General features: G+C 48.4%; 13 protein-coding genes. 4 read left to right on the top strand and 9 right to left on the bottom strand.

The window, feature by feature from the left end; translation table 11 throughout:
* Positions 1-58: 58 nt before the first annotated feature.
* The 3 genes from C7B70_RS27305 to C7B70_RS23795 form a co-directional block, all read right to left on the bottom strand.
* On the bottom strand, positions 59-265 hold the full coding sequence (locus tag C7B70_RS27305) for a hypothetical protein (RefSeq protein ID WP_199192503.1): 207 nt from the start codon (positions 263-265) through the stop codon (positions 59-61).
* Positions 266-379: 114 nt separating this feature from the next.
* Positions 380-676 (bottom strand): transposase, encoded by a 297-nt coding sequence (locus C7B70_RS23790; RefSeq protein WP_199192504.1) that lies wholly within the window; start codon positions 674-676, stop codon positions 380-382.
* A gap of 495 nt (positions 677-1171) precedes the next feature.
* Positions 1172-2047, bottom strand: coding sequence for a LysR family transcriptional regulator (locus tag C7B70_RS23795; RefSeq protein ID WP_106371404.1), 876 nt, complete (start codon positions 2045-2047; stop codon positions 1172-1174).
* 117 nt (positions 2048-2164) lie between these two features.
* On the opposite strand from C7B70_RS23795, the gene C7B70_RS23800 reads away from it, so the two are divergent.
* From C7B70_RS23800 to C7B70_RS23810, 4 genes are all read left to right on the top strand, one after another.
* Positions 2165-3169, top strand: coding sequence for an NAD(P)-dependent alcohol dehydrogenase (locus C7B70_RS23800; protein ID WP_106371405.1), 1005 nt, complete (start codon positions 2165-2167; stop codon positions 3167-3169).
* 117 nt (positions 3170-3286) lie between these two features.
* Positions 3287-4264: an MBL fold metallo-hydrolase gene (locus C7B70_RS23805; protein ID WP_199192505.1), complete on the top strand. Its 978-nt coding sequence runs from the start codon at positions 3287-3289 to the stop codon at positions 4262-4264.
* Between the two features lie 18 nt (positions 4265-4282).
* Positions 4283-4564 carry a hypothetical protein gene (locus C7B70_RS26165; protein ID WP_146134158.1) on the top strand — a complete coding sequence of 94 codons (282 nt, stop codon included), beginning with the start codon at positions 4283-4285 and terminating at the stop codon, positions 4562-4564.
* A gap of 11 nt (positions 4565-4575) precedes the next feature.
* On the top strand, positions 4576-4917 hold the full coding sequence (locus C7B70_RS23810) for a hypothetical protein (protein ID WP_199192506.1): 342 nt from the start codon (positions 4576-4578) through the stop codon (positions 4915-4917).
* Positions 4918-5116: 199 nt separating this feature from the next.
* On the opposite strand, the gene C7B70_RS28555 is transcribed toward C7B70_RS23810, so the two are convergent.
* From C7B70_RS28555 to C7B70_RS23835, 6 genes are all read right to left on the bottom strand, one after another.
* On the bottom strand, positions 5117-5251 hold the full coding sequence (locus tag C7B70_RS28555; RefSeq protein WP_255409377.1) for a hypothetical protein: 135 nt from the start codon (positions 5249-5251) through the stop codon (positions 5117-5119).
* Positions 5252-5279: 28 nt separating this feature from the next.
* A complete protein-coding gene (locus tag C7B70_RS23815) occupies positions 5280-6215 on the bottom strand; it encodes an NmrA/HSCARG family protein (RefSeq protein ID WP_106371406.1) in 936 nt (311 codons plus the stop codon).
* A gap of 761 nt (positions 6216-6976) precedes the next feature.
* Positions 6977-7477 carry a hypothetical protein gene (locus C7B70_RS23820; protein ID WP_106371407.1) on the bottom strand — a complete coding sequence of 167 codons (501 nt, stop codon included), beginning with the start codon at positions 7475-7477 and terminating at the stop codon, positions 6977-6979.
* 58 nt (positions 7478-7535) lie between these two features.
* Positions 7536-8468 carry a DMT family transporter gene (locus tag C7B70_RS23825; RefSeq protein ID WP_146134159.1) on the bottom strand — a complete coding sequence of 311 codons (933 nt, stop codon included), beginning with the start codon at positions 8466-8468 and terminating at the stop codon, positions 7536-7538.
* A 41-nt stretch (positions 8469-8509) separates the two neighbouring features.
* Positions 8510-9943, bottom strand: coding sequence for a mercuric reductase (locus tag C7B70_RS23830; protein ID WP_106371409.1), 1434 nt, complete (start codon positions 9941-9943; stop codon positions 8510-8512).
* Positions 9944-10048: 105 nt separating this feature from the next.
* Positions 10049-10735, bottom strand: coding sequence for an FMN-dependent NADH-azoreductase (locus C7B70_RS23835; protein WP_106371410.1), 687 nt, complete (start codon positions 10733-10735; stop codon positions 10049-10051).
* Between the last annotated feature and the right edge of the window lie 105 nt (positions 10736-10840).

The following is a 10840-nucleotide window of genomic DNA, read 5'->3' on the forward strand; positions in this document are numbered from 1 at the left end:
ACTTAGTAATTAATTGGAATAGAAAGCTCCGTAATAAAGGAAATAAAGTTCTTACAAGTTAAATGTCTATCAGCTTACCACGTTTGCGTAAAGTCGCTCTTAGTTGCTTGGAATCGTACCCCTTATCTGCCGCCAGCACTTTAACTCGTTTGCGGGGTCTACCAGGGTGGTTATTTTTGACAACGATACTGTCAATTAGCGGCATCACTTGTTCTCGTTCACTACCATTAGCTCGCGCGTGTGCTACAAGCAAGAGGCATACCATTACCGTCCGTCAAAGTATGAATTAAAATCCCTTTACCCTTATAACCATAGGCAACACCATCACCACCGCCTTTGCCAGGGGGAAAAAGAGCCGTCTATAGCCCCATAATTCCAGTTAATTAATCCTCGCGTTTGACGCGATTCCTAGTATCCGTGCTTGCAATCGTTCTAAGGTTCCATCAGTTTGCCAACGCTTGAGCCACCTATGCGCTGAACTTTTTGATGCCCAGTTTTCTCCCTTCGGTACATCACACCAACGGCAGCCCGTAATTAATACATATATCAAAGTGTTGAGGATATAACGGAAAGGCGCATGGGGCATTCCTCTTCCCCGCTTTTCTCCTTTCTCGCTCATCACATCCTCAAATAGCTTCCATTCTAAATCACTCAATCCCTCAAATCTTCCCGCCATATTTCGCGTAGCTTAAATCGATCTGAGAATTAGATTATCACGTTTTTGACCTTAGTGGGATAGGTTCAGGAAATTGCCGGACGGATGTTTGAGGATGAATATGATTTAGCCTTGGCAATCATGGATGGAATGGAATCTCGTAGTATTAAAGGTTGTTACACCGTGGAGCGTTTTAAGTTTAATTCCACCTAACTACTTATCTTCCTTAATCTAATTAAACCTTGGCTCAAAGTTTTCCCAATTCCACATTTATTAATTGGTTTTTCAACGCTAATTGCCTTCATGAATCGGATGCGTGGTGCTATCCCAGACATCTCAGGTTTCGATGGTCTCTCATTTTTTTCTGCCTAGAGTGATGAAAGAGCGTTATGTCCTTACCTCTTCAGGACTACCTTCTTGTGTAATGAGTTATCTTTGGTAACTCCGAAATATCAGATCGCGAACGAATGTTGCTATTGAGCCGATTGTCGGTAATTCCTACGCATAAATGTTTTTCTACTCAAACAAGCCAGTAACCCATTCAGAACAAAAATCAATGTAAATTCTTATTAGTGGCGATAGTTGCTTACGGGATGGATAGAGGAGATTTACTTCTTGAGTAAGTAACGGATAATCGGGCAGTATTGTCTTCAACTGTCCACTAACTAGATGCTCTCGAACTAGAAAAGGGGGCAGTTCAGTCACACACGCACCTGCTAGAGCTAACTGGAGGAGATAAGCATAATTATTGACTTGCAAAAAGGGCGCGATCTCGAGTGACTCATTTCCTAATAGCCATGTTGTCGTGCCACCTATTTGATTATTCCAACTCGCGCAGGGCATAATTAGAAGTTGTTCTGGCTGCGAGGGTTCGCCATATTGTGCTAGGTAAGCAGGGCTAGCAACGAGCTGATGACGATCTTTACCTAACTTTTTGGCAATGGCTTGATTGTCCTTGGGATCGCCAAATCTTAAAGCCACATCAATTCCATCTTCAATCAAGTCAAGCTTGCGTTCGGTCATCAAAATTTCGAGCTTGACCTGGCGATAGCAGGCTTGAAAATCTTGAAGTAATGCCTGCCAAGGCAGAAAGGTAGAGGGTATAGAGAGGCGGAGGGTTCCTGTCAACTCTTGGTGCTGATTTTCTAGAGTGGACAAGCCGCTCTCAAAGACTTCAAGTCCGCGAGCGGCATATTCATAAAAGGCTGTACCGCTGCCAGTCAGGCGGAGGTGGCGGGTCGAGCGTTCCAATAGTCGAACACCAAGATCTTTTTCTAGAGCGGCAATCCGTCGGCTGACAGTTGCCACTGGCATATTAATACGTCGAGCAGTCTCTGAAAAACTACCATACTGGACTACTTTAGCAAATAAGGCAGCCGAGTTAAAGTCCATTCAATCTTTCCATATTTGAGAAGGTGTTTCTCTATTTTACTACCTACTCATTAATGATGAGAAAGTCTACACTGCTGAATAAGTGAAAATAACCGTCATTTAGGAGAGTAATCGACGATGAAAGCTTATGAGATCCACTCTGATCGTCAAGGAATCGATGCCTTAACGCTGGTCGAGCGTCCAGAACCTACGCTTCAAACAGGTCAGGTCTTAGTCAAAATGTACGCAGCCTCATTGAACTTTCGAGATATCCAGGTTTTGCGAGGAACTTACGGCGTTCAGCCGAATGTACCGCTCTCTGACGGAGCTGGGGAGGTCGTTGCAGTAGCTGAAGGGGTGACACGATGGCAAGTAGGAAATCGCGTCGCCGGAATATTTCGGCAATCGCATATCTCTGGCGAACTGACTTTAGAGAAAAATAACTCAGGTTTAGGTGGTGAGCTCGATGGCGTGTTGGCAGAACTTGTAGTATTTGACGAGCAAGGATTGGTGAGCGTCCCCGAACATCTCTCCTACGAGGAAGCCGCGACTTTGCCCTGTGCAGCGGTCACAGCTTGGAATGCTTTGGTCGTTGAAGGGCAACTCAAAGCTGGCGATACCGTGCTCTTATTGGGAACTGGTGGCGTTTCCATCTTTGCATTGCAGTTCGCCAAGCAGATGGGGGCAAAGGTGATTATTACCAGCAGCAGTAATGAGAAATTACAGCAAGCGGAAGCTCTGGGAGCGGACATCGGCATCAACTATAAAACCACGCCGAACTGGGACGAAAAAGTAACTGTACTCACAGAAGGTCGAGGAGTAGATAACGTCATAGAGTTAGGCGGTTCAGCAACGCTTGCCCAATCCCTAAAAGCAGTTCGTTTTAGCGGGACAGTCGTGATTATCGGGGTAATCAACGGCATCAAGGGTGAAATCGATATCACGTCTATTTTAGGAAAACACGTAAAGGTTCAGGGGATTAGTGTTGGCTCTCGCGATTCGTTTGAAGACATGAATCGGGCGATCAGTCAACAACAGATGCACCCCATCATCGATCGGGTCTTTCCCTTCGACAAAGCCAAGGAAGCGTTGGCTTACTTGGAAAGTGGCGCTCATTTCGGCAAGGTGGTCATCACGATTTGAGACTGCTCCCCTCACAATTCTAAACCTTGCTTTTGCTGTGAAAAATAGCATCAGGTATCGAAATACAACCACCCCCTAACCACTCATCTCCTTTCCTTCATCTTGCGAGGGCTTCTCATGTTTAAACATCGTGTTTTTTTCGTACTTGCATTTGCTTTCGCACTTGCCTTTGCTGACGTTTTCATGCCGACAGTAGATATTGCTTGGCAAGCGTCTTCAGCTCATGCCGAAAATTCTCAGGTAGCGGCAGTCCGCACTGGCGTGTACACTTACAAGGGACAGGGAACGGTAAACACACACTGGATTGAAACACCAGGCGGCGGGCTAGTAGTCATTGACGTTCAACGCGATCTCGTCCACGCAAGAGAGGCGTTGGCGGCAGTCCGCGCCGTCGGCAAGCCAGTGCGCGCGATTCTGATCACGCACGGACATCCAGACCATTATACCGGCTTAGGCATCTTCAAGCAGGCATTTCCTGAGGCGGTGGTGTACGCCTCGGCAGTGACGGAAAACACAATTCGCACCGACGCGTACGGCTACAATGCGGCGGAACAGAAAGATGCACCAGAGATAACACCGCGAGAGTTTGCCGTTCCCGGGCGAATCTTGGAGGGCGATGTTACCTTGACAATCGACGGATTATTACTTATCGCACGGGAGATGGGAAGAGCCGAAGCCAACAGCGTAACTGTGTATTATGCTCCGGTATCGAGAGATTTGTATGTCGGGGATCTCGTGATGAACCGGGTTCACGCTTTTATGGGCGAGGGCGCAACCGGCGAGTGGCTCGCCGCCCTTGATCGCGTGGATGCAATGTTCCCGAACGCGCGCGTCGTTCATCCAGGTCACGGCGACTCCGGGGCAAAACAGCAGTTGCTGGCGGATCAGCGTGAATATCTCCGCACGGTGCGCGGATTCGCCGCCGAAGAAATTGCGAGATCAGGTTTCACGGCTGCTGCTAAAACCGCAACCGCGCGGCGGATTAACGAACGCTTTCGTTACGTCAATCCGACCGGTAACGCCGACATAGTTGCGCTCGGTGTGGATGGTCTATTTCAAGAGTTTTCGAGACCGACGCTAACTCCCATTCCGTAATTCGGCAGCAATAACAAGATGATGAAGATTTGCAGATTTATCCTGTCCGGCGGCATCGCTCTCTGCCTGACGTTAGTCATGTCATCGTGCCAAATGCCGACCGAGACCGCGTCGCTGACCAGTTCGCCATTCGGCACGACAGCGGACGGCACGCCCATTACCCGATACACGATGACCGGCAAAACCGGCGTAAGCGTGTCGTTTATCAACTACGGCGGCATCATCACTGCCACCTCGAAGCTGATCGCGCCCGAAAAGTTATATAATCTCCCGCATTCAGCAATCTTTCAACAATTCTAGGAACAATAAAGATGGACTCAAAAAGTAACTCTAAAAAACCCTCACGCCGTCAAGTTCTTGGGGGACTATCCGTTGGCTTTGTTGCAGCACAAGCAGCACCCATTTTCGCGCAGCAATCTTCTCCCCCAACAAACAAACAGGAGATACCTAATCAGGAAGCATCCAGACCGGAAATCCCCAATCAGTCTGTCAAGCGAAACTCGGTTAACCAATATCCGAGTCCGCCCTTTCCTAGACAAGCCCAAGAATGGCCCGGACTTGCCAGTAAAATGACTCTGCGCCCCGATCACGGTGGGTCGCTACAGGTAGCGTTCTCGCTTATTTTATTGCGATTCGGGTGGGGAGCTTATTAACGGTATTTAGATCAATAAGAGCATAATGTCGGTAAGTCCAACACTCAAAGAATTGAACGTAAGCATAAGACGATTGTGGACAAAGATTAAACAACTAGCACGCTAGACTATTTGCTTTTCGTGCATCAATTGAAATGCACGACTTGGGGAAGCGGCTTGTTTATCAATCGTTACGAGCTTGGGCTATCCATGTAATAGCTTACCCACAGGTTTGAGCCATTATCTTAATCACAGGGACGGGTGGCTGCCGTGTACGTCCGGTTTCATCTGGAACCGGACGTACATCATCCGCGCCATAGACCGCAGATGCGCCAGCAGTCGTGCAACATGGCATTCGCTGCCTCAGCGAATACCTGCCATTCTCACCGAAGTGCAACTTCGCCGCCGTCAGCTTGAATCGTAGCAAGAAGCGCAGACCTTCCAGCGCCCGTGAGCCACTCGTCCATCGTGAGCAGCCCAGGGAAATTTTCTCGAAGCGACGCAACGTCTGCATTACCGGCTAGTCGACCCTGATCGACTAGTCTAGCTAGTCTTCCGAGGAAAGCATTCTGTTCAAGCAGGCTGTCTGGAAAGCGATGATAGGTGATGGGACATCCGGCTGTCCGGCTGAATTTTTCGGCCAGTTCAGCCCCCGTCACTGTATCGCCAGCAATCTCGATAGTCTGTGAGCCCAACTTCGCGGGAGCGGCGAAAATTCGGGCGACTATCTTTCCAATGTCCTCAACTGCAATGAATTGCATCGGTTGATCTGGTCTCATGAAAAACGCGAACGCGCCTTTATCGAGTCCCATACCGGGTAGCGTCAAGATTTCCATGAACGCGCTCGGTCGGATGACGGTGCTTAAGATATTCAAACCGCGAATGTACTCCTCAATCTCACTTTTGGTATCAAAATGCCCGATTCCAGTTTTAGTCGCACCTGCGGCGTTTGCAGAACTATAAACGAGATGATGAACATCGTTCGCGACTGCGATGTCTGCGATCGCCTTCCCATATCGGATTTCAGCTTCATCGGTCACACCAGCGGCTGCGCCTTGTCCAGAGCTTGGCTGAACGCTGAATACACCATAGATGCCTACCATTGCAGCTTGAATCGATGGCACGTCTGTTAAATCGCCGCGAACTAGCTCAATTCCTTGGGCTGCGATCGCCTCGGACTTATCGGTATTCGGATCGCGAACCAGCGCTTTGACCCGCCAACCATTTGAGCGCAAGGCACTTGCTACGGAGCCGCCCTGCTGACCTGTCGCACCGAAAACGAGGACGGTTTTGTCTAGGGATTTCACAGAAGTCTCCATTAAGTCTCCATCAGTAACACTTGACGGTTACCCATATATACTATGAGAAATGTTTGCAAGATGACACGAATGTGTGCCAGTCACATAGCAATACCCCTTGTCATAGACCATTTATGGTCGACCTTACGCTGTAACCGAATAGCACGCTTATTAAGGCGAAACCCAGCCAGCACAACTGTTGTGTTGCAAGAAGTGATAAGGGCAACTTCTTAGAAACAAGCGCAGTAAGACAGCGTTTCTCCAGATTTTTGAACTGAAAAAGTTTTAGAAGAAATGAATTCGTGATGTTACGTGCATTTGTTCAAATAACTGAAATGCACATATACCTAGCTTTAAGACTGGCGCATTCTTAACTTAGTGCCATTCGTCTATAATTACTAATTGTACAGGCGATCTAAAAATTTTAAGTGCGATCTCGCACGTGTGAAAACCTACTGATTTCGTTAACTTAACTTGGTTAAAAGTCCTTATCGTGGTTTTGGTTACACTTGCTACTCAAACGCCTATACATAAGTAAGGGAGTAGTAGCTCTCGAAAAGCGTTTTTTATTCTATTTTATGGTTTTGTTGAGCGTCCCTAACAGAATATAATCACCTTAAACCCAGAAGTGCTAAAGCTTTATACTAGAAGAAGCAAAGAGCTTTTTTAAGAATAAAGACCGGACGACTTATCCAGATGATGGATCAGTAGCAGCGTTGTCATCAGTTATTGGTTATGAAAATTTAAAATTAAGCGCTTGCGCTTAATTCGTCAATCGTTGTTTAATTTCTTGGGCATTTACCAGATTTTACATACTCACGAAAATCTTTACTATATATATAACCATTGTCTTCCCAATATTTTTTAACACCTGGAATCTTCAATTTTATGATCATTAATTTACACCATCCAGCCCACATACTTTCCTCTAATAAAGCATTTTTATATTGGTAATGTAAGTTTTCAAAAAAGTTAAAAGTACTACTCATCAATTGCGTAAATCTAACTTTTTCTTCATCGTTTAACTTGTCTGGATATTTGCAACCTATGTCGTATAGTCTAGCTGTTTCACTATCTTGACCAATACGAGCTTCAATTTCAGCATAAGCAGTAATAATTGACTGATAGGCTTGACTTTTTACGGCTCTAGTATTATCCCGAATTTGTATGGCAGCATACACCAGGGAAACAATCAAAGCTAGTGCCTGAACAATACTCGTAATAGACTGAATAATATTTGTAGTTGGGGGCGCTTGAGCTAAAATTATAAAACATGAATTCATTACTTTACTTTTTTCTATTTATCTTATGTTCTTACATATTCAGGACTAGCCAGAAGGCTTATCGCTCAATTTTTGCAGTGGATTGTGACGATGAATTGATCAGTTGCAGCACGGTGACAGCAAAAACGATCAGTATGCCGCCGATAATTTGAAAAAGCGTTAACGTTTGACCAAACCACAGCCATGCCAGCACAGCAGCAATCACGGGTTCGAGCGTTGCAATTACCACAGCCCGCTCAGTCTGAACGCGTTGGATACCCCAGAAGAAGAGGGAATAAGGAAGGGTGGTTCCAGCAATGCCGACATAAAGGATTTTCCACATATTTTCCGGCTCAAGCAACGTCTCAGGGACTCCTTGCGTTACCTGATAAGCAAGCCAGAAGACGCTAGCAACTGCAAAGGTTTTCAGCATCACTCCCAGGGTTTCATCTGAATGTCCGACTCGCTCACCTTGCAGGTTATAAGCGGTGAAAAACACAGCGCTTGATAGACCGATGAGAATGCCAAACCCATTAAATTCACTGAGATTACTCTCCACTACCTTCGACACCAGCACAACTCCGACAATCAATAAAAGCATTGCTGCAAGTACCGATCGCCCAGGCATACGCCAAGTCGTCAATGCTGTCCACAGCACGACCATCAGGGGTGATGTAAACAGCAGTAAAATCGCAACAGCAACTGGAAGACGGGCGATCGCCAAGTAATTTGCTCCTATTAAACCAGCAAACAACAAGCCCAGGATAAACTGCTGTCGGCTCATTGCTTTCACTTCTGCTTTCATCCTGAAGCTACTCACAACAGCAAGACCAAAGGTGGAGATCGCCACACTCGATACTGTCAGTTCAAAAGGATTCACGCCTGCGACAAGCAAGCTACTGATTGTGTTGGCAGCTACTGCCCAGAGCATGACGGAGAAAAGTACCGCAACTAGCCCTAACCTGCGTTGAGAGACTGTAGTTGCTGTTTCAGGTAATGATGTTTTTAGCACAAAATCCTTGTGAAAATGTTGAAACCTAACTGTTGCAGCTATTAGCTGGCTTGAGCGGCGACCTGCCCGATTGCCTCGCTCTGAGTTGGGAAGCAGTAGATTATCGCTGCCAACTCGGACGGTGACATCTTCTGCATCACCGCCAGGGTCAGCAGCGGCACGGACTCGCCTGCGTGGGCAGCCACAAAGGTTGCCCCCACGATGATCCCGTTGTGGGTGTACAAAGCGACAAATCCGTCTGTCTCCCCATCAATTACCGCCCGCTCGACTTTTGCTAACTCTAGGCGGTGGGTGTTGATGGCAATTCCCTGTTCCGCCGCTTCCTGTGGGGTAATGCCGACTTGAGCCACTTCTGGGTCAGTGTAGGTACATCGGGGAATGACCAGATCCGAAACGCGCTTTCCGGCTCCGTCCAGCGCGTTTGCCGCCGCCAGTTCACCCGTCGCGTGCGCCACATGAGTGTACTTCTCCGGTCGGGCTACGTCTCCAGCAGCGTACACCGAGGGGTTTGTCGTCTGGAGATGATCGTCGGTTTTAACTCCAGCCGCGCTGAACTCCACCCCGCCAGCCTCCAGTCCCATCCCGTCCACATGCACCTTTCGTCCAGTCGCGATTAGGAGCGCGTCATACGCCAGTTCCGATCCGTCGCTCAAAGTTAGGCGCTTTTGTCCGCCATCCACTTTTATCGGTTTCACTCCCAGGTGCAGCCGCACCCCCTCTGCCTCTAGCCGCTTGGACACCACCTCGCTTGCTGCCAGTTCCTCCTGTGGCAGCAGGCGTTCTGCATGACCCACTAAATCGACCTCGCTGCCCAGCCGCCGGAATGCCTGAGCCAGTTCGCAATTCACTGTACCGCCTCCAATGCAGACCAACCGTCGGGGGAGCGTGGTCAACTCAAACACAGTCTCATTTGTCAGATAGTCGGCGGTGGCAAGCCCCGGCAGATCGGGAATAGCAGGTCCGCTGCCCGAAGCAATTAGGGCTTTTTTGAACCGCAGCAACTGTCCGTCCACCGCGATCGTATTGGCATCGATAAAGTGAGCGTCGCCGAGAAACACATCGATGCCAGCCCCAGCCTCGACCGACACCGCCGCAAGGCTACTCTTGAGCGCCCGCATTTCCCGCACGCGGGTCATGACCGCTGCGAAATCGACTCGCGGTGCCTCGTTGAGCGTGTAGCCGAACTTCTCTCCTTCACGGGCATTGAACACGGCGCGGGCGGCACGCAGCAGGGATTTGCTCGGATTGCAACCAAAGTTGACGCAGGTGCCGCCAGTCAGGTTGCGTTCGACCACCGCGACGGTGTGTCCCGCGGCGGTGGCGACAAACGCGGCGGACAGTCCAGCCGGACCGCTGCCGATCACCACCAAATCGTATATATCCTTGGGGTGAGGAGACTGCCAATCGGTCGGGTGACCTTGGGCGATCGTCTGACGGTTTGGGGCATCAAAGGGGGCAATGGTTGCGTTAGACATAAATTATCTCATTTGAGTCTTAATAGAGGACAAATTTTGAGAAATACAGAGATGGGTTCAGTAATCATTTCAAGCTGTGAATTAGTCAACGCCGCAATTGCAGTCTCATTCTCCTAATTTGCTGTTATCGTCACAGTTGGGTACCCCTATGTTCTGAGTTAGCTGTTGCACTAAACCAGCGATTGCGGCATGAGCAGACTGAATAGATTTTTGATGTCGAGCGTCGCCAAATTCCTGGTATTCAATGCGAATAACATGGTGTTCTCTGACTCCCAATAGTCTTGATGCAGTTACAATGTGGGGATCGAGATAGTTTATGGCGGCGTTCATGCCGCCAAGTTCAAAGCCGCCTTCCCCCGATGAAGATAGAATGATCAAGGTTTTTCCGGTCAAAATAGGCTCGCTCGGTTGTTCACCACGCGCCAGATCAAAGGAAAAGGTACGTCCAATCCGAATCACCTGGTCTATCCATGCTTTCAGTGCTGCTGGCATTCCGTAGTTGTACATTGGCGTACCAAGGACGATCAAGTTAGCAGGCTCTAGCTCTGCCAGAAGTTGATCGGAAACCTTGAGTACCTCCTGCTGCGCGATCGTCCGCTTTTCGGGTGCAGTGAAAGCGGCGGCAATCCAAGCCTCGCTAATGGCTAAAGGTGGATTTAGTCCTACATCCCTTGTAATCAGGGTATCGTTAGGTCTAGACTTCAACCATTGCTGGGTGAATGCAGTTGTTAGATCTCGGCTGAGAGAACGAGTCACACGCGCACTAGCATCAATGAGCAATACTGTAGCCATTTTTGCGATTTCCTATGGAGGGGGTGCGGGAAACCAAGCTTCAGGTTCTGGGTACTCAAAACCAGGTGGAAAGAAATACGTTTCAAAAATAGTGGTAGTAGCATC

Origin of the sequence: Chlorogloea sp. CCALA 695 (assembly GCF_003003885.1) — a bacterium.
In the GTDB taxonomy this organism is placed as follows: Bacteria; Cyanobacteriota; Cyanobacteriia; order Cyanobacteriales; family Chroococcidiopsidaceae; genus Aliterella.

What these genes read in the sequence shown, in the direction of transcription:
- C7B70_RS27305 (WP_199192503.1), bottom strand. Translation starts at nt 265, where the DNA reads ATGGTATGCCTCTTGCTTGTAGCACACGCGCGAGCTAATGGTAGTGAA.
- C7B70_RS23790 (WP_199192504.1), bottom strand. Translation starts at nt 676, where the DNA reads ATGGCGGGAAGATTTGAGGGATTGAGTGATTTAGAATGGAAGCTATTT.
- C7B70_RS23795 (WP_106371404.1), bottom strand. Translation starts at nt 2,047, where the DNA reads ATGGACTTTAACTCGGCTGCCTTATTTGCTAAAGTAGTCCAGTATGGT.
- C7B70_RS23800 (WP_106371405.1), top strand. Translation starts at nt 2,165, where the DNA reads ATGAAAGCTTATGAGATCCACTCTGATCGTCAAGGAATCGATGCCTTA.
- C7B70_RS23805 (WP_199192505.1), top strand. Translation starts at nt 3,287, where the DNA reads ATGTTTAAACATCGTGTTTTTTTCGTACTTGCATTTGCTTTCGCACTT.
- C7B70_RS26165 (WP_146134158.1), top strand. Translation starts at nt 4,283, where the DNA reads ATGATGAAGATTTGCAGATTTATCCTGTCCGGCGGCATCGCTCTCTGC.
- C7B70_RS23810 (WP_199192506.1), top strand. Translation starts at nt 4,576, where the DNA reads ATGGACTCAAAAAGTAACTCTAAAAAACCCTCACGCCGTCAAGTTCTT.
- C7B70_RS28555 (WP_255409377.1), bottom strand. Translation starts at nt 5,251, where the DNA reads ATGCCATGTTGCACGACTGCTGGCGCATCTGCGGTCTATGGCGCGGAT.
- C7B70_RS23815 (WP_106371406.1), bottom strand. Translation starts at nt 6,215, where the DNA reads ATGGAGACTTCTGTGAAATCCCTAGACAAAACCGTCCTCGTTTTCGGT.
- C7B70_RS23820 (WP_106371407.1), bottom strand. Translation starts at nt 7,477, where the DNA reads ATGAATTCATGTTTTATAATTTTAGCTCAAGCGCCCCCAACTACAAAT.
- C7B70_RS23830 (WP_106371409.1), bottom strand. Translation starts at nt 9,943, where the DNA reads ATGTCTAACGCAACCATTGCCCCCTTTGATGCCCCAAACCGTCAGACG.
- C7B70_RS23835 (WP_106371410.1), bottom strand. Translation starts at nt 10,735, where the DNA reads ATGGCTACAGTATTGCTCATTGATGCTAGTGCGCGTGTGACTCGTTCT.